Source organism: Streptomyces sp. NPDC043853, from assembly GCF_056436025.1.
On sequence record NZ_JBWKDJ010000009.1, the window covers coordinates 205,375 to 222,126 of the forward strand.

The window sequence follows — 16,752 nt, forward strand, 5'->3', positions numbered from 1 at the left end:
GCCGCCCGGGACGGAACGCCTGCAGTACTAGTGCCCGGAAGTCGCCTTCAGCCCCACCACCGCGACCAGCAGCAGACAGATGAAGAAGATCCGGGCGGCGGTCACCGGCTCGCCGAGCACCGCCATCCCGAGCACCGCCGCACCGGCCGCGCCGATGCCGACCCACACGCCGTAGGCCGTACCGATCGGCAGCGACTTCGCGGCGAACGACAGCAGCACCATGCTGGCGACGATCCCGGCACCGGTGAACACGCTCGGCCACAGCCGCGTGAACCCCTCGGTGAACTTCATGCCGATCGACCAGCCCACTTCGAGCAGACCGGCGAGCAGGAGCAGAACCCAGGCCATGACAGGCACCTCCGGGACGAGTACGGAACGGGGGTGCGTCGTCTTGTCGTACCCGGTACGGCGCGTCTCGTCGGGGTTCGTCCCCACCGTAGCAAAGGGCACGCAAAAGGGCCGGTGACCCCGGTCACCGGCCCTCCAAGACTTCGCCCCGCGGCCTCTACAGGTAGAGCCCGGTGGAGTCCTTGGACCCCTCCAGCCGCTCCGCGGCCACGGCGTGCAGGTCGCGCTCCCGCATCAGCACGTACGTCATGCCCCGGACCTCGACCTCGGCCCGGTCCTCGGGGTCGTACAGCACCCGGTCACCGGGCTCCACCGTGCGCACGTTCTGCCCGACGGCGACCACCTCGGCCCAGGCCAGCCGCTTGCCCACCGCCGCGGTCGCGGGAATGAGGATGCCGCCGCCCGAGCGGCGCTCCCCCTCGGGGGAGTCGGACCGTACGAGCACGCGGTCGTGCAGCATGCGGATGGGCAGCTTGTCGTGGGTGGGGTTCTCGCTCACGCCAATGAACCTACCTGCTCCGGTCAGCCGCGCTTGCGCCGGGCCGAAAGGGCGAGCAGCCCGATCACCCCAACGGCGACCAGCGCGACCGGCAGGACCCGCTCCGGACGCGGCGCACCGGAGCCGTCCCACAGGCTGCCCCTGACGTCCTCGACCACGCGTTGGACGGTGCCGAAGGCACGGCCGAGGGTGTGGTCCACATGGGAGACGGCCTTGGCCTTCGCGTCCCCGATGATCGTCTTCGGGTGCATGCGCACCCCGATCTCGTCGAGCGTCTCGGCGAGCTGCTCGCGCCGGCGCACGATGTCCGCCTCGATCTGCGCTGGGGTCCTGGCTTCGGGCACCGCGCCGCCTCCGTCGTGGTCTGTGGTCACTGTCCGGTCACTGTCCTGTGCGATCAGTCTGTCAGCTTACGCTCGGGGAGGTACCGATCCCCTCCCGAGGAGACAGTGAGACATGAGCGAGCGACTGCAGCCGGGCGACACCGCGCCCGCCTTCACCCTGCCCGACGCGGACGGCAACGAGGTCTCGCTCGCCGACCACCTCGGCCGCAAGGTGATCGTCTACTTCTACCCGGCGGCGCTGACGCCGGGCTGCACCAAGCAGGCCTGCGACTTCACGGACAACCTTCAGGTCCTGGCCACCGCCGGCTACGACGTCATCGGCGTCTCGCCGGACAAGCCGGAGAAGCTGGCGAAGTTCCGTGAGCAGGAGGACCTGAAGGTCACCCTGGTCGGCGACCCCGACAAGGAGGTCCTGACGGCCTACGGCGCCTTCGGCGAGAAGAAGCTGTACGGCAAGACGGTCACCGGCGTGATCCGCTCCACGGTGATCGTGGACGAGGAGGGCAAGGTCGAGCGCGCCCTCTACAACGTCAAGGCCACCGGCCACGTAGCCAAGATCATCAAGGACCTGGGCATCTGACCCCTGCTCAGCCCCTTCGGAGCGGCCCGCACCAACAACCGGCGCGGGCCGCTCTGCCTATCGGACGGAGCAACCCGGCATCGGCGCGGCGGCCGTTGGGGGAAGTCTCGACCCCCGCGCCCCAACTGCCATGCGGCGACCCGCGCCTGGCGCCGGTGAGGACGCCGCAAGCCGGTCGCGGTACGGAGCCGGGCGACCGTAGACTAGGCGCGACCAGCCGGACCGAATGTCCGAATTGGTTGCAATGTTGCGGTTGTGGTGGAATTGGCAGTCACGCTGGGTTTAGGTCCCAGTGGGGTAATACCCGTGGGGGTTCGAGTCCCCCCAACCGCACGGGCGGGAAGGCCCCGTACGCAGGTGCGTGCGGGGCCTTCGGCGTGAACGGGCGTCAGCCCAGGAGGTCGCGAAGAACCGGGACCAGGGCGCGGAAGGCCTGGCCTCGGTGGGAGATGGCGTTCTTCTCGGCCGCCGTCATCTCCGCGCAGGTGCGGGTTTCGCCGGCCGGCTGGAGGATCGGGTCGTAGCCGAAGCCGCCCGTGCCGGACGGTGCGTGGCGGAGAGTGCCCGGGAGGCGGCCCTCGACCACGCGTTCCGTGCCGTCGGGGAGGGCCAGGGCGGCCGCGCAGGCGAAGTGGGCGCCGCGGTGCTCGTCGGCGATGTCTCCCAGCTGGGCCAGCAGGAGTTCGAGGTTGGCCTTGTCGTCGCCGTGGCGGCCGGCCCAGCGGGCGGAGAAGATGCCGGGGGCTCCGTTGAGGACGTCCACGCAGAGGCCGGAGTCGTCGGCGATGGCGGGCAGGCCGGTGGCCTGCGCCAGGGCGTGGGCCTTGAGGAGGGCGTTCTCGGCGAAGGTGACGCCGGTTTCCTTGACGTCGGGGATGCCCGGGTACGCGTCCGCGCCGACCAGCTCGTGCGGCAGGCCGGCGTCGGACAGGATGGCCCGGAGTTCGGTGACTTTGCCCGCGTTGCGGGTGGCGAGGATCAGGCGCGTCATGGTCACCGATTATCCCCGGGGGCGGGAGCTGCCCCCATCGCCCCGTGGTGCCGGGCCCTCCGGCCCCTCGTCAGGGGGTGCAGACCTTGGAGATCTCGCCGGCGGCGTCGGCGACCGGCTTGATGTCCGGGGTGGGGTTGCCCTGCTCGATGGCGGTGCGGACGTTCTTGACGGCGGTGGTCATGTCGTCGATGGCCTTGCCCAGGTCCGCGTTGTCGGTCTGGTCGCCGATCTTCTTGAGGTTCTGGTCGATCTGGTCCAGGGCGTTCTTGGCGTCCTGGGGGCTGTTGCCCGCGTTGGAGACCGCCTGCGTGAGCTCGTTCGCCGCCTCGGTGATGGCCACCGCGGTGTTCGCGCAGTCGAGGGCCGTGGATATCGCGTCGCAGGCCGCGAGACCCGGGACGGTCAGGACCGCGGCCAGGGCCAGGGCGGCTGCGCGGTGGTGCTTCTGCATCGGGACGGTTCCCCCTCGGTACGGATGCGTGCTTCTTGCGTGTGTGTGCGTGCGTGCGCGCGTTCGCTGTCGGACGCGTTCGCGCGTATTGCGTACTGCGTAAAGCGGGCTGCGTACTGCCTGACCGGACGGGCGTACGGCGGTGACACCGTACGCCCGCGCAGTAGGGGACGTCACCCGGCCCGGGGTGGTTGCGTCAGTCCGTCAGGCCGAGCGCGTGCAGCTGGATGGCCTCCAGGTCGGCGCAGCCGCCGGCGGCGAGGTCGAGGAGGGCGTTGAGTTCCTTGCGGTCGAAGGGCTCGCCTTCGGCGGTGCCCTGGACCTCGACGAAGCGGCCGTCGCCGGTGCAGACGACGTTCATGTCGGTCTCGGCGCGGACGTCCTCCTCGTAGCAGAGGTCGAGGAGGGGGACGCCGTCGACGATGCCGACGCTGACGGCGGCGACGGTGCCGGTGAGGGGCTTGCGGCCGGCCTTGATCAGCTTCTTCTGTTGGCCCCAGGCGATGGCGTCGGCGAGGGCGACGTAGGCGCCGGTGATGGCGGCGGTGCGGGTGCCGCCGTCGGCCTGGAGGACGTCGCAGTCCAGGACGATGGTGTTCTCGCCGAGGGCCTTGTAGTCGATGACGGCGCGGAGCGAGCGGCCGATGAGGCGGGAGATCTCGTGGGTGCGGCCGCCGATCTTGCCGCGGACGGATTCGCGGTCGCCGCGGGTGTTGGTGGAGCGGGGCAGCATCGAGTATTCGCTGGTGACCCAGCCTTCGCCGGAGCCCTTGCGCCAGCGCGGGACGCCCTCGGTGAAGGAGGCGGTGCAGAAGACCTTGGTGTCGCCGAAGGAGATGAGGACGGAGCCCTCTGCGTGCTTGCTCCATCCCCGTTCGATGGTGACCGGGCGGAGCTGTTCGGGCGTGCGGCCGTCGATGCGAGACATGCTTCCGAGCCTAGCCGGTACGCGGGTACGCGAAGACCCCGTCCGCGGTCCGGGACGGGGTCCGGTGTGAACGCGGGAGCTCAGGTCACATCATGTCTTCGATCTCGGCTGCGATGGGGTCGGCGTCGGTGCCGATGACGACCTGGATGGCGGTGCCCATCTTCACGACGCCGTGGGCTCCGGCGGCCTTGAGCGCGGCTTCGTCGACGAGGTCGGCATCGTTGACCTCGGTGCGGAGGCGGGTGATGCAGCCCTCGATCTCCTCGATGTTGTCGAGTCCGCCGAGCGCGGCAACGATCTTCTCAGCCTTGGTGGCCATGTGTTCTCCCTGAGTGCCTGAGGTGCGGGACCGCTTGCGGCAATCCGCTTCGTCACGGTAACCCACGTTTGGCCCCTATATGCGGGCGGACTTCCGGCTTCTGCCGAATGATGACGATCAGCAGCTCCCTGCCCGTGGTGCGGGTGGTGCTGCCACCGCACCACGACTGGTCTACACCAGTGTGGCGTCGCTGCCAAACCGGCCGGTGAGGGAGGTCCGATGAGCGCGAGCAGCACGGCTGCGGCACCGGGGCAGAACCGGTGGAGCGGCCTCTACCAGGGGCTGCAGAAGATGGGGCGCAGTCTCCAGCTGCCGATCGCGGTGCTGCCGGCGGCGGGCATCCTCAACCGGCTGGGCCAGCCGGACGTGTTCGGCGAGGACGGCCTGCAGTGGGACGCCGTCGCCAAGGTGATGGACGGTGCGGGCGGGGCGCTGCTGGACCCCGACCTCGGCCTGCCGCTCCTCTTCTGCATCGGTGTCGCCATCGGCATGGCGAAGAAGGCGGACGGCTCGACGGCGCTGGCGGCGGTGGCGGGGTTCCTCGTCTACCGGGGGGTGCTGCACGCGTTCGCGGAGCCCTGCCCCACGGGGTCGACCGCGATCGGGACGCCGGACGCGGGCGGCTGCCTGGCCCCCGGCAACGCGTTCACCGGGTTCACGTTCCAGAATCCCGGGGTGTTCGGCGGCATCATCATGGGTCTGCTGGCGGCCTGGTTCTGGCAGCGGTACCACCGGGTGAAGCTGGTGCCCTGGCTGGGCTTCTTCAACGGGCGCCGGCTGGTGCCGATCGTCATGTCCTTCGTCGGGATCGGCTTCGCGGTGATCTGCCTGTGGGTCTGGCCGCCGGTCGGCGCCGCCCTGGAGGGCTTTTCCGACTGGTTGCGGGGGCTGGGGTCGTGGGGTGCCGGCATCTTCGGCGTGGCGAACCGGGCCCTGCTGGTGATCGGCCTGCACCAGTTCCTGAACGTGCCGATGTGGTTCCAGTTCGGCTCGTACACCACGCCGGAGGGGAAGACGGTGCACGGGGACATCAACATGTTCCTGAACGGCGATCCGGACGCCGGCATGTTCCTGTCCGGGTTCTTCCCGATCATGATGTTCGCGCTGCCGGCGGCCGCGCTGGCGATCACGCACTGCGCGAAGCCCAAGCGCCGGGCGGAGGTCGGGGGGCTGATGCTGTCGGTGGCGCTGACCTCGTTCATCACGGGGATCACGGAGCCGCTGGAGTACTCGTTCCTGTTCGTGGCCCCTGCCCTGTACGTGGTGCACGCGGTGCTGACGGGTGCGTCGATGGCGGTGACCTGGGCGCTGGGCGTGCACGACGGGTTCAGCTTCTCGGCGGGGCTGATCGACTACGTCATCAACTGGGGCCTGGCGACGAAGCCGTGGCTGATCATCCCGATCGGACTGTGTTTCGCGGCGGTGTACTACGTGGTGTTCCGGTTCGCGATCACGAGGTTCGACCTCCCCACGCCGGGGCGGGAGTCGGACGAGGAGATCGAGGCGATGCAGGCGGACACGACCAAGGCTTGACCGCCGCGCGGCGGCCATGGGGAGGACTGCCGCGCGGGTCGTTCGGCCCCGCCCTTCCGGGCCCTCGGATCCTGTGGTCCGGGGGCCTTCGGCTGCTGCGGAAGGGGGCGTTCCGGGCCCTTTATCCCGCCACGACGAGTGTGGTGTAGACCACAGGAAAACGAAGGTTCCTTATCTAACGCCGACCGTGCTACAACTGGTCTACACCACGCCATTGGTGTAGACCACGGCAGCCGCTTCCGGCCTCCGTGCCCCCCGTTCCGAGACGTCGCCGTCCCCTCGTGTGTCCTCCGGCGGCGCCCCGCCCCCTGGAGGAAGTTGTGACCACGGCTGCCGCCCCCGCGGCTGAGAAGAAGAAGGGTCCCGGCGCGATGGCTGTCCTGCAGCGCATCGGCCGGAGCCTGATGCTCCCCGTCGCGGTGCTGCCCGCCGCCGCCCTCCTCGTCCGCCTCGGCGACAAGGACATGCTCGGCTCGGCCTCGCTGCCCGAGTTCATCAACAAGATCGCCGGCTACATGACCGCGGGCGGCGGCGCGATCCTCGACAACATGGCACTGCTGTTCGCCGTCGGCATCGCCATCGGCTTCGCCAAGAAGTCCGACGGGTCCACGGCGCTCGCCGCCGTGACCGGCTACCTGGTCTTCAAGAACGTCCTGGCCACCTTCACCGACTCCAACCTGCCCAAGGTCGCGAAGGTCGTCGACGGCAAGGTGGCCATGGTCGAGGCCCCGGTCGACGCCAAGGTCCTCGGCGGTGTGGTCATGGGCATCGTGGTCGCCCTGATCTACCAGAAGTTCTACCGGACCAAGCTGCCCGAGTGGGCGGGCTTCTTCGGGGGCCGCCGCCTGGTCCCGATCCTGTCGGCCTTCGCCGGTCTGCTCATCGGCATCCTCTTCGGCCTGATCTGGCCGGTCCTCGGCAAGGGCCTGCACGGTCTGGGCGAGTGGCTCGTCGGCTCCGGCGCCGTGGGCGCGGGCATCTTCGGTGTGGCCAACCGCGGTCTGATCCCGGTCGGCATGCACCACCTGCTGAACTCCTTCCCGTGGCTGCAGGCCGGTGAGTACAACGGCAAGAGCGGCGACATCGCCCGCTTCCTCGCCGGCGACCCGAGCGCCGGCCAGTTCATGACCGGCTTCTTCCCGATCATGATGTTCGCCCTCCCGGCGGCCTGCCTCGCGATCGTCCACTGCGCCCGCCCCGAGCGCCGCAAGGTCGTCGGCGGCATGATGTTCTCCCTCGCCCTGACCTCTTTCGTCACCGGTGTGACCGAGCCGATCGAGTTCACCTTCATGTTCATCGCCCCGGTCCTCTACGCGGTGCACGCGGTGCTGACCGGTGTCTCCATGGCGCTGACCTGGGCGCTCGGCATGAAGGACGGCTTCGGCTTCTCCGCCGGCGCCATCGACTACCTGCTGAACTTCGGCAAGGCGACCAACCCGCTGGGTCTGGCCCTGGTCGGCCTCTGCTTCGCCGCCCTCTACTACGTGGTGTTCCGCTTCGCGATCATCAAGTGGAACCTCCCGACGCCGGGCCGCGAGTCCGACGAGGAGCTGGCCGAGCTGCTGAAGGCCGAGGCCAAGTAGTCCGCGGCCCCTGGCCCCGGACGACGGCGAAGCCCCCGCTCTCCCTTCCGGAGGGCTGGGGCTTCGCCGTTCCCGTCAGGCGGCCGCCGTCGTCGCGCCGCCGTCGTCGTCACACCACCGGTGCCGTCGCGCCACCGGTGTGGTCGCGCCGCCGCTGTCGTCAGACCTCGTACACCGCGCCCGCGTACGCGAGCTCGCTCGGGCCGTCGTACACCGCCCGGGCGTCGGCGAGGTTCCGTTCCGCGTCCGTCCACGGCGGGATGTGCGTCAGCACCAGTCGTCCCGCGCCCGCCCGGCGGGCGTACTCCCCGGCCTCCCGGCCGTTGAGGTGCAGGTCCGGGATGTCCTCCTTGCCGTGCGTGAAGGAGGCCTCGCAGAGGAACAGGTCGGTGCCCTCGGCCAGCAGCTCCAGCTCGGCGCAGACACCGGTGTCGCCGGAGTAGGTGAGCGACCGGCCGCCGTGCTCGACCCGGATGCCGTACGCCTCCACCGGGTGGGCGACCTTCTCGGTGCGCACCTGGAACGGGCCGATCTCGAACGTGCCGGACTTGAGGGTGCGGAAGTCGAAGACCTCGCTCATCGACCGCTCGTCGGGGACGTCGTCGTACGCCGCGGCCAGCCGCCGCTCGGTGCCGTCCGGCCCGAAGACCGGGATGGGGCCGCAGCGGCCCCCCTCGAAGCGGTAGTAGCGGGCCACGAAGTATCCGCACATGTCGATGCAGTGGTCGGCGTGCAGATGGCTCAGGAAGATCGCGTCGAGGTCGTACAGACCGATGTGGCGCTGCAGCTCGCCGAGGGCGCCGTTGCCCATGTCGAGGAGCAGCCGGAAGCCGTCGGCCTCGACGAGGTAGCTCGAGCAGGCCGATTCCGCGGACGGGAACGACCCCGAGCAGCCGACGACGGTGAGCTTCATGGAGCAGGAACCTCCGTGGGGATCGGCGGAGCCGTGCGTGGGTCGAGCGTAAGGCGCGAAACGTCCGGTCGCTCCTCCGCGGCGGGCCGTTGTGGGGGAACTCACCTGTGGTGTCACCCGGGTGAGCGACGGGCGGCGTCCGGGTTGCCGTGTGCCGTGTCGTGTGCCGTGCCGGGCGGCCGCGGTGGCGTTCCACTACGGTCGGTGTATGGACACGTCGTGGTGGCCGGCGGCCGCCGCGGTGGTGGCCGTCGTGCTCGTGGTGCTGGTCGCGGGCCGCCGCCCCGCTCCCCCGCCGCCCGCACGGGCACGGCGCGGCGCGGGCCCCGAGCCGAGGCCGCGGCCGGGCGAGATCTGGCGGCTGGACGACGACCTCACCTGCTTGGTGCTGTCGGTGCGGGCGCACCGGGCGCGGATCGCACGGATCACCGGGAAGTACCACGACGAGCGTCCGGGGGTGGTGCCCCTGCCGCCGGGCGGGGCGGGGGACGTGCACGGCCGGCCGGGCTTCCTGGAGGCGGACCGGCCGGTGGAGGTGTCGGTGTGGGAGTTCCGCACGCGGGTCGGGGAGCTGGACCCGGCCCTGTGGGACGAGGTGAAGGGGCTGGGAGGCGGACGGTGATCCGGTTGAAGCGGGTGTACGAGGCGCCGGATCCGGCGGAGGACGGGCTGCGGGTGCTGGTGGACCGGCTGTGGCCGCGGGGGCTGGCCAAGGCGGACGCGGAGGTCGACGAGTGGCCGAAGGCGGTGACTCCGTCGGCGGAGCTGCGGAAGCGGTACCACTCCGGTGAGGTGGACTTCGCGGGGTTCCGCGCGCAGTACGAGGCGGAGCTGGGCGGGGCGGAGGCGGGGGTGGAGGTCGCCCGGCTGCGGGCGAGGGCTGCGGCGGGGACGGTCACGCTGCTGACGGCGGTGAAGGAGCCGGCCTCCAGCCATGCCGCTGTGCTGGCGGAGTATCTGGCTGCTGCGTCGTAGCCGCCTTGCCCCTGCGCGGGGCTGCGGGAACCGGGCCCCGGGCTGGGCGCCCCGCTCAGGCGCGGTGGCGGAGCGGCGCTCAGCGGCGCTCCGGGCCCGGCGCCCCGCTCAGGCGCGGCGATGGAGCGGGGCTCCGGGTTGGGCGGGGGGCGGCCGCTGGGCGGCGGTGTCCCGGTGTGCCCACCCTCCCCCAAGCTCTCGACTTCGCTCGAGCAGGGGGACCCCCATCGCCCTGCGGGACGCCTGCCCACACCGCGCGCGCACACCGCGCGCCCTCACCGCCTGGCCCCGAGCACGCCGCGCGCGCCCGCCCCTCGTGGGGGCGGGCGTGCGGCGAGGTGGGGCGGGGCGTCAGCCGAAGACGCTCTCGCTGCGGTCCACGCAGAGGGCCCAGATGACGAAGACGCCGATGGCGATGGCGATCAGGCCCCAGAACGGCTGGTAGGGCAGCCAGATGAAGTGGAGGATGATCATAATGGCGGTGATCACGATGCCCGCGATCCGGCCCCAGGTCGTGCCCTTGAGGATCGCGATGCCGGCGATCAGGACCACGATGCCCACGATGAGGTGGATCCAGCCCCAGGTGGTCAGGTTGAACTTGAAGGTGTAGCCGCGGATGCGGAGGACCACGTCGTCCTCGGCGATCGCCGCGATGCCCTCGAGGATGCCGAAGAGGCCGAGGACCATCATCATGACGGCGGCGAACATGGCCCCGCCTGCCGCCCAGGGGGACCCGGACGGGTAGCGGCTGCCGGGGGTTCCCGGCGCCGGGTTGGGAGTGGTCGTCATCGCGCCACCACCCTCTCTGTGCGGTCGGTCGAGCAGGTTCAGCGTCGACCGGCCCCGGCGCCCCGGCCACCTGCGTGGTCCGTTCGGGTGACATGCGGCGCGGGCCGTCGCGAGAGGGTGCCGGCCCGCCCTTCCGCTGCGGAGCAGGGGGAAAGGCGGGCCGTCGCGCGGGTGTGCCGGGCCGTTCTAGGCCCAGAGCTGGCCCTGGAGGACCTCGATGGCCTCCTCCGTCGTGGCCGCCGTGTAGACGCCCGTCGACAGGTACTTCCAGCCGCCGTCGGCGACGACGAACACGATGTCGGCGGACTCGCCCGCCTTGACCGCCTTCTTGCCGACGCCGATGGCCGCGTGCAGGGCCGCGCCGGTGGAGACGCCCGCGAAGATGCCCTCCTGCTGGAGGAGCTCCCGGGTCCGGGTCACGGCGTCGGCGGAGCCGACCGAGAAGCGGGTGGTCAGCACGGAGGCGTCGTACAGCTCCGGGACGAAGCCCTCGTCCAGGTTGCGCAGGCCGTACACCAGGTCGTCGTACCGCGGTTCGGCGGCGACGATCTTCACGTCCGGCTTGTGCTCGCGCAGGTAGCGGCCGACGCCCATGAGGGTGCCGGTGGTGCCCAGGCCCGCCACGAAGTGGGTGATCGAGGGCAGGTCGGCGAGGATCTCCGGGCCGGTGCCGGCGTAGTGGGCGCCCGCGTTGTCGGGGTTGCCGTACTGGTAGAGCATCACCCAGGACGGGTTCTGCTCGGCCAGTTCCTTCGCCACGCGGACGGCGGTGTTCGAACCGCCCGCGGCCGGCGAGGAGATGATCTCGGCTCCCCACATGGCGAGCAGGTCACGCCGCTCCTGCGACGTGTTCTCCGGCATCACGCAGACGATCCGGTAGCCCTTGAGCTTCGCGGCCATGGCCAGCGAGATGCCCGTGTTGCCCGAGGTGGGCTCCAGGATGGTGCACCCCGGGGTGAGCCTGCCGTCCTTCTCCGCCTGCTCGACCATGTGCAGGGCCGGGCGGTCCTTGATCGAGCCGGTCGGGTTGCGGTCCTCCAGCTTCGCCCAGATCCGCACGTCCTCGGACGGGGAGAGGCGGGGCAGACGGACCAGCGGCGTGTTGCCGACCGCGGCCAGCGGGGAGTCGTATCGCATTACTTCGAGCCGCCGGCCACGGCCGGGAGGATGGTGACGTTGTCGCCGTCCGAGAGCTTGGTGGTGATGCCGTCGAGGAAGCGGACGTCCTCGTCGTTGAGGTAGACGTTGACGAAGCGGCGCAGCTGGCCGTTGTCGACGATGCGCTCCGCGATGCCCTGGTGGCGGGTCTCCAGGTCGGCGATGAGCTCGGCGAGGGTGGCACCCTCACCGGTCACGGCCTTCTGGCCGCCGGTGTAGGTGCGGAGGATGGTCGGGATGCTGACCTCGATGGCCATGACTGGCTCCTGAATCGTCACGTAGGGGCGGGCGCGCGCGGCTCTGCGCCCCCGCGCGGATGGGGCGTGGTGCTGGATGGTGCGGCGGTTCAGGCAGCGGGACAGATTGCGCTGGCGAGGCGGCACAGGTCGACGTGCAGCCGCGCCACGAGCAGCAACTGCCTGCCGGGCGTCTCGATGCTCACGTCGTGGGAAACCATGCGGGCATCGTAACGATTCCCCGTCACCCGAAAGGAGTCACGTCTCGGATCGCGGACCCAAAACGCTCACATGGTGAGCAGGGTGCGGTCAGTACGCCGCTACGACCTGCACTTCTTCCTCCGTGATGACCCCGTCCACGATCCGGTACGAGCGGAACTGGAACTCGCCGAGGCCGTCGGTGTCGGCCGTCGAGACGAGCACGTAGTGGGCGCCGGGCTCGTTGGCGTAGGTGAGGTCGGTGCGCGAGGGGTATGCCTCGGTCGCGGTGTGGGAGTGGTAGACGATCACGGGCTCCTCGTCCCGGTCGTCCATCTCGCGGTAGAGCTTCAGCAGGTCCTTGGAGTCGAACTCGTAGAACGTGGGCGACCGGGCGGCGTTGAGCATCGGGACGAAGCGCTCGGGGCGGCCGGTGCCGACGGGGCCGGCCACGACGCCGCACGCCTCGTCGGGGTGGTCCTTGCGGGCGTGCTCGACGATCCGGTCGTACAGGTCCTGGGTGAGGGTCAGCATGAGCCACAGGATAAGCAGAGGGGCCCTCCCGTACCGAGGAACGGAACGGGAGGGCCCGAATGCTGGACGGGGGCCGGTGCGGCCCGGGGTTACGGGCGCTTCGCGAAGGCCGCGTTCTCCGGGTTGCGGCTCTTGAGCACCAGGTAGGTGACGCCCAGCAGGGCTCCCCACAGCGGGGCGCAGTAGAGCGAGATGCGGGCGTCCTTGTCGGCGCCCATCATCACGATGACCATGGCGATGAAGGCGAGCGCGAACCAGCTGGTCCAGGGGGATCCGGGGGCCTTGAACGGGGAGGCGGGCAGTTCGCCGCGGTCCGCCCGGGCCCGGTAGCGGATCTGGCAGACCAGGATCATGATCCAGGCCCACATGCCGGAGATGGTGGCGAAGGAGACGACGTAGTCGAAGGCCTTGCCGGGGGCCACGTAGTTGATCCAGACGCCGACCAGCATCAGCGAGGCCGAGAAGGTGGTGCCGATCAGCGGGGTGCCGTTCTTCGTGAGCCTGGTGAAGAACTTCGGGCCCTGGCCGTTGAGCGCGAGGTCGCGGAGCATCCGGCCGGTGGAGTACATGCCCGAGTTGCAGGAGGACAGGGCGGCCGTCAGGACGACGAAGTTGACGATGGCGGCGCCAATGCCCAGGCCCATCCGCTCGAAGGCGGCCACGAAGGGCGAGACGCCCGGCTGGAAGTGCGTCCACGGCACGACCGAGAGGATCATGATCAGGGCGCCGACGTAGAAGACGGCGATCCGCCACGGCACGGTGTTGATGGCCTTGGGGAGGGTCTTCTCGGGGTCCTTGGACTCACCGGCGGTGACGCCGACCAGCTCCACCGCGAGGAAGGCGAAGACCACGATCTGCAGGGTCATCAGGGTGCCGCCGATGCCCTTGGGGAAGAACCCGCCGTCGTTCCACAGGTTGGCCACGGAGGCGGTCTCGGCGGCGTCGGAGAAGCCGACGGTGAGGATGCCGGCGCAGATCAGGATCATGCCGACGATGGCGGTGACCTTGACCATGGAGAACCAGAACTCCAGCTCGCCGAAGAGCTTCACGGAGATGAGGTTCGCCGTGTAGAGGACGACCGTGAAGATCAGGGCGTACGCCCACTGCGGGAAGCCGTCTCCGGTCCAGTACGCCATGTACTTGGCGGCGGCGGTCACCTCGGTGATGCCGGTGACCACCCAGAAGAGCCAGTACGTCCAGCCGGTGGCGTAGCCCCAGAAGGGGCCGAGGAACTCGCGCGCGTAGTCCGAGAAGGACCCCGCGACGGGGCGGTACATGAGCAGTTCGCCCAGGGCCCGCATGATGAAGAAGATGACCAGGCCGGCGATGGCGTAGGCCAGGATCAGACTGGGGCCGGCCTTCGAGATGGCCTTGCCGGCGCCCAGGAAGAGCCCGGTGCCGATGGCGCCGCCGATCGCGATCATCTGGATCTGGCGGGCGCCGAGCGTGCGGTGGTATCCCTCGCCCCCCGCGTTCTCGCCGCCGTCGGGGCGGTCGTTCGTCTCGACCTGCACAGAGGTCATGTTTGGTGCGCCTTTCTCCACGCCGACCCGCGCCGGTTGCGGCGGCTGCGGGTCGGGTCCTCGTCCCCCCGGATACGGATGGAGCTGCACACCGGCGGTCTGCCGGTTCAAGCGCCGCCGCCGGGACATGGGTGGCGTCCCGGCGGCGGTCGAGAAGATTTATCACGGGTTTATGGGTCATGTGCGACATGGAGTGTGACCCTGGACACAGGGAGAACGGGGCAAGATCCCAGAAATGGATCAGATCACCGCACAGCGGTGATCTGATCGTTATCCGGATTTGAGCGTCCGCTGAGCGAACGATCTTCGGCGCGTGGTGCGCGCGGTACGCGCGGTGGCTCAGACGAGCGTCTCGATGAGGGTCTCCTGGAGCCCGCCGAGCCAGAGGTACGCCATCACCAGGGGCTTGCGCGGGTCCTCGTCCGGCAGCCGGAACAGCTGCTCGCTCTGCTCGTCCTCGGTGATCTCCAACCGGGCGCCGATGGTCAGCCGCAGGTCGTTCAGTGCGCCCAGCCAGCGCAGCGGCAGTTCCCCGGTGAGCTCCAGGACCGCCCCGCCATCACCCGCCGGGGTGAGCGCGTCCAGGCTGTGGACGACGGCCAGCGCGTCCTCCCGCTTGCGGGAGCGCAGGTCGTTCTCGGTGAACCGGCGGAACTCGGCCGACCGCTCCTTGGTCTCGGCCGGGTCCGCGCCCTCACCCTCGCCCTCCGCGGACGGGCCGCCGTAGGCGTCGGGGAACAGCCGGGCCAGCGCCGGGTCGGACGGGGGCTCGGTCGGGCCGTCGGCGAACAGCGCGGCCAGCGGGTCCGCGTCGGCGTCCGGCCCGTCCGCACCGGGGCCGGGCCCGATCAGCTCCAGCAGCTGCACGGCGAGCGAGCGCAGGATGGAGATCTCGACCTCGTCCAGCGCGACGGCGGCGCCGCCGTCCTTGAGCGGCACGAAGGTGCCGGGAGCCCGCCCCATCAGGTCCGGTCCTGGGAGAGGGTCGCCCACAGGCCGTAGCCGTGCATGGCCTGCACGTCGCGCTCCATTTCCTCGCGGCTGCCGCTGGACACGACCGCCCGCCCCTTGTGGTGAACGTCGAGCATCAGCTTGTGCGCCACGTCCTTGGAATAGCCGAAGTAGGCCTGGAACACATAGGTCACGTAGCTCATGAGGTTGACCGGGTCGTTGTGCACCAAGGTCACCCAGGGGACGTCTGGTTCGGGGACCGCTGCGGTCTCCTCGGCTGATTCGGTGCGTTCGATCTCAATGGGAGCAACACTCACTCGTCCCATGCTGCCACTTCGGGAGCGCCACCGCTTGGACGGGTCCCCTGACCGGGTTCCGGAGGGTCGCGCGGCTCGTTCCGGGCGGATCCGGGGGCCACGCCAATAGATCTCGTCACTTTGACGAAATGTGCGCTAGCATCCATGACATGAACCCTGCGGATCTGGGCCTGCCGGTGGACGTGCCGTCGACAGCGCTCTTCACGGACCACTACGAGCTCACGATGCTGAAGGCCGCCCTGGCGAACGGCACGGCCGACCGCCGCTCGGTCTTCGAGGTGTTCACCCGGCGGCTGCCCGAAGGGCGGCGCTACGGCGTGGCGGCGGGCACCGGCCGGGTGCTGGACGCGGTGGAGAACTTCCGCTTCGACTCGGCGGTGCTGGAGTTCCTCCGGGAGCGGGCGGTCGTCGACATGCGGACCCTGGACTGGCTCTCCTCCTACCGGTTCTCGGGCGACATCTGGGGCTACCCCGAGGGCGAGGTGTACTTCCCCGGCTCGCCGATCCTCCGGGTGGAGGGCACCTTCGCCGAGTGCGTGCTGCTGGAGACGGTGATCCTCTCGATCCTCAACCACGACTCGGCGATCGCCGCGGCCGCCTCCCGGATGGCCTCGGCGGCCGGCGACCGGCCGCTGCTGGAGATGGGGGCCCGGCGCACCCACGAGCTGGCGGCGGTCGCCGCCTCCCGGGCCGCGTACGTGGGCGGCTTCACCGCCACCTCGGACCTGGCGGCCGGCTTCCGCTACGGCATCCCCACGATCGGCACCTCCGCCCACGCTTTCACCCTGCTGCACGACACGGAGCGGGACGCCTTCCAGGCCCAGGTGGCCTCGCTGGGCAAGGGCACCACCCTGCTGGTGGACACGTACGACGTGGCGGAGGCGGTGCGCACGGCCGTGGAGGTCGCCGGGACCGAGCTCGGCGCGGTCCGCATCGACTCCGGGGACCTGCTCCTGGTGGCGCACCGGGTGCGGCACCAGCTGGACGAGCTGGGCGCGACCGGGACGCGGATCGTGGTCACCTCCGACCTGGACGAGTACGCCATCGCCTCGCTGGCGGCGGCGCCGGTGAACGCGTACGGCGTGGGCACCCAGCTGGTCACCGGCAGCGGCCACCCGACCTGCTCGATGGTCTACAAGCTGGTCGCCCGGGCCGGGTCGGACGACCCCAAGGCCCCCCTGGTCGCGGTGGCCAAGAAGTCCACGGGCGGGAAGACCTCGATCGGCGGCCGGAAGTGGGCGGCCCGGCGGCGGGACGCGGAGGGCGTCGCGGAGGCGGAGGTCGTCGGGACCGGCCCGGTGCCGCAGGCCCTGGCGGGCTCGCAGCTGCTGGTCCAGCTGGTCAAGGGCGGCGAGGTGATCGGCCGCGAGCCGCTGGACGCCGCGCGCGAGCGGCACCGCGCGGCGCGTGCCGCGCTGCCGCTGTCCGCGACGCAGCTGTCGCGCGGCGAGCCGGTGATCCCGACGGAGTACGCCTGACCCTCCGGGGGTGAGCCGGAGCGATGGCCGGGCCTGGCCGGGCCTGCCCGGGGTTCCCGCCTCGGACCCTTTGCAGGGCTCTGCCCCGGACCCCTTGCGGG

At 70.6% G+C, this 16,752-nt stretch carries 22 protein-coding genes, 1 tRNA gene and 1 riboswitch; of the genes, 7 read left to right on the plus strand and 16 right to left on the minus strand.

All coding sequences use genetic code 11. From position 1 onward, the window contains the following. Positions 1-27: 27 nt before the first annotated feature. From AC067U_RS24035 to AC067U_RS24045, 3 genes are all read right to left on the minus strand, one after another. Positions 28-348, minus strand: a complete 321-nt coding sequence (locus AC067U_RS24035) for a DMT family transporter (protein ID WP_478831810.1) — start codon at positions 346-348, stop codon at positions 28-30. Positions 349-380: 32 nt separating this feature from the next. After that, a riboswitch (guanidine-III (ykkC-III) riboswitch) is annotated at positions 381-453 on the minus strand. A 52-nt stretch (positions 454-505) separates the two neighbouring features. Beyond that, a complete protein-coding gene (locus AC067U_RS24040; protein ID WP_393574888.1) occupies positions 506-847 on the minus strand; it encodes a GroES family chaperonin in 342 nt (113 codons plus the stop codon). Positions 848-870: 23 nt separating this feature from the next. Next, a complete protein-coding gene (locus tag AC067U_RS24045; RefSeq protein ID WP_478831907.1) occupies positions 871-1,191 on the minus strand; it encodes a DUF3618 domain-containing protein in 321 nt (106 codons plus the stop codon). Between the two features lie 112 nt (positions 1,192-1,303). Between AC067U_RS24045 and bcp the strand changes: the two genes are divergently transcribed. Together bcp and AC067U_RS24055 are read left to right on the plus strand one after the other, a co-directional pair. Further along, positions 1,304-1,771 (plus strand): thioredoxin-dependent thiol peroxidase, encoded by a 468-nt coding sequence (gene bcp / locus AC067U_RS24050; protein ID WP_478831811.1) that lies wholly within the window; start codon positions 1,304-1,306, stop codon positions 1,769-1,771. Between the two features lie 249 nt (positions 1,772-2,020). Next, positions 2,021-2,104 (plus strand) — tRNA-Leu (locus AC067U_RS24055). Between the two features lie 55 nt (positions 2,105-2,159). Here AC067U_RS24055 and rdgB read toward each other — a convergent pair. From rdgB to AC067U_RS24075, 4 genes are all read right to left on the minus strand, one after another. Further along, the gene (gene rdgB / locus AC067U_RS24060; protein WP_478831812.1) at positions 2,160-2,762 is read right to left on the minus strand and encodes an RdgB/HAM1 family non-canonical purine NTP pyrophosphatase; all 603 of its coding nucleotides are present in this window, start codon (positions 2,760-2,762) and stop codon (positions 2,160-2,162) included. A 70-nt stretch (positions 2,763-2,832) separates the two neighbouring features. Continuing rightward, positions 2,833-3,216 carry a hypothetical protein gene (locus AC067U_RS24065; RefSeq protein ID WP_478831813.1) on the minus strand — a complete coding sequence of 128 codons (384 nt, stop codon included), beginning with the start codon at positions 3,214-3,216 and terminating at the stop codon, positions 2,833-2,835. A gap of 196 nt (positions 3,217-3,412) precedes the next feature. Continuing rightward, positions 3,413-4,144: a ribonuclease PH gene (gene rph / locus AC067U_RS24070; protein WP_365107308.1), complete on the minus strand. Its 732-nt coding sequence runs from the start codon at positions 4,142-4,144 to the stop codon at positions 3,413-3,415. Positions 4,145-4,229: 85 nt separating this feature from the next. Further along, positions 4,230-4,529, minus strand: coding sequence for a PTS sugar transporter subunit IIB (locus tag AC067U_RS24075; protein ID WP_478831814.1), 300 nt, complete (start codon positions 4,527-4,529; stop codon positions 4,230-4,232). A gap of 153 nt (positions 4,530-4,682) precedes the next feature. On the opposite strand from AC067U_RS24075, the gene AC067U_RS24080 reads away from it, so the two are divergent. Next, positions 4,683-5,996: a PTS transporter subunit EIIC gene (locus tag AC067U_RS24080; RefSeq protein WP_478831815.1), complete on the plus strand. Its 1,314-nt coding sequence runs from the start codon at positions 4,683-4,685 to the stop codon at positions 5,994-5,996. A 371-nt stretch (positions 5,997-6,367) separates the two neighbouring features. Further along, complete coding sequence (locus tag AC067U_RS24085) at positions 6,368-7,579, plus strand: PTS transporter subunit EIIC (RefSeq protein WP_478831908.1); 1,212 nt, start codon at positions 6,368-6,370, stop codon at positions 7,577-7,579. Positions 7,580-7,739: 160 nt separating this feature from the next. Here AC067U_RS24085 and AC067U_RS24090 read toward each other — a convergent pair whose 3' ends face one another. Beyond that, positions 7,740-8,492: an MBL fold metallo-hydrolase gene (locus AC067U_RS24090; RefSeq protein WP_478831816.1), complete on the minus strand. Its 753-nt coding sequence runs from the start codon at positions 8,490-8,492 to the stop codon at positions 7,740-7,742. Between the two features lie 208 nt (positions 8,493-8,700). Between AC067U_RS24090 and AC067U_RS24095 the strand changes: the two genes are divergently transcribed. Together AC067U_RS24095 and AC067U_RS24100 are read left to right on the plus strand one after the other, a co-directional pair. Beyond that, positions 8,701-9,114, plus strand: coding sequence for a hypothetical protein (locus AC067U_RS24095; protein WP_478831817.1), 414 nt, complete (start codon positions 8,701-8,703; stop codon positions 9,112-9,114). Then, positions 9,111-9,467, plus strand: a complete 357-nt coding sequence (locus tag AC067U_RS24100) for a DUF488 domain-containing protein (RefSeq protein WP_478831818.1) — start codon at positions 9,111-9,113, stop codon at positions 9,465-9,467. The genes AC067U_RS24095 and AC067U_RS24100 overlap by 4 nt, the downstream gene beginning before the upstream one ends. Before the next feature lie 351 nt (positions 9,468-9,818). Here AC067U_RS24100 and AC067U_RS24105 read toward each other — a convergent pair whose 3' ends face one another. The 8 genes from AC067U_RS24105 to clpS form a co-directional block, all read right to left on the minus strand. Further along, positions 9,819-10,256, minus strand: coding sequence for a DUF7144 family membrane protein (locus AC067U_RS24105; RefSeq protein ID WP_478831819.1), 438 nt, complete (start codon positions 10,254-10,256; stop codon positions 9,819-9,821). Between the two features lie 186 nt (positions 10,257-10,442). After that, entirely contained in the window at positions 10,443-11,393 is a 951-nt protein-coding gene (locus tag AC067U_RS24110) for a PLP-dependent cysteine synthase family protein (protein WP_478831820.1), read from the minus strand. Continuing rightward, the gene (locus AC067U_RS24115; RefSeq protein ID WP_478831821.1) at positions 11,393-11,671 is read right to left on the minus strand and encodes a MoaD/ThiS family protein; all 279 of its coding nucleotides are present in this window, start codon (positions 11,669-11,671) and stop codon (positions 11,393-11,395) included. The genes AC067U_RS24110 and AC067U_RS24115 overlap by 1 nt, the downstream gene beginning before the upstream one ends. A gap of 89 nt (positions 11,672-11,760) precedes the next feature. Further along, positions 11,761-11,871, minus strand: coding sequence for a putative leader peptide (locus AC067U_RS24120; RefSeq protein WP_478831822.1), 111 nt, complete (start codon positions 11,869-11,871; stop codon positions 11,761-11,763). Between the two features lie 88 nt (positions 11,872-11,959). Further along, entirely contained in the window at positions 11,960-12,382 is a 423-nt protein-coding gene (locus AC067U_RS24125; RefSeq protein WP_478831823.1) for a M67 family metallopeptidase, read from the minus strand. Between the two features lie 89 nt (positions 12,383-12,471). Beyond that, on the minus strand, positions 12,472-13,905 hold the full coding sequence (locus AC067U_RS24130) for an amino acid permease (protein ID WP_478831824.1): 1,434 nt from the start codon (positions 13,903-13,905) through the stop codon (positions 12,472-12,474). A gap of 339 nt (positions 13,906-14,244) precedes the next feature. After that, positions 14,245-14,868, minus strand: a complete 624-nt coding sequence (locus tag AC067U_RS24135; protein ID WP_478831825.1) for a DUF2017 domain-containing protein — start codon at positions 14,866-14,868, stop codon at positions 14,245-14,247. Then, positions 14,868-15,182 (minus strand): ATP-dependent Clp protease adapter ClpS, encoded by a 315-nt coding sequence (clpS, locus tag AC067U_RS24140; RefSeq protein WP_478831826.1) that lies wholly within the window; start codon positions 15,180-15,182, stop codon positions 14,868-14,870. The genes AC067U_RS24135 and clpS overlap by 1 nt, the downstream gene beginning before the upstream one ends. 140 nt (positions 15,183-15,322) lie before the next feature. On the opposite strand from clpS, the gene AC067U_RS24145 reads away from it, so the two are divergent. Next, entirely contained in the window at positions 15,323-16,651 is a 1,329-nt protein-coding gene (locus tag AC067U_RS24145; protein WP_478831827.1) for a nicotinate phosphoribosyltransferase, read from the plus strand. Positions 16,652-16,752: the final 101 nt, after the last annotated feature.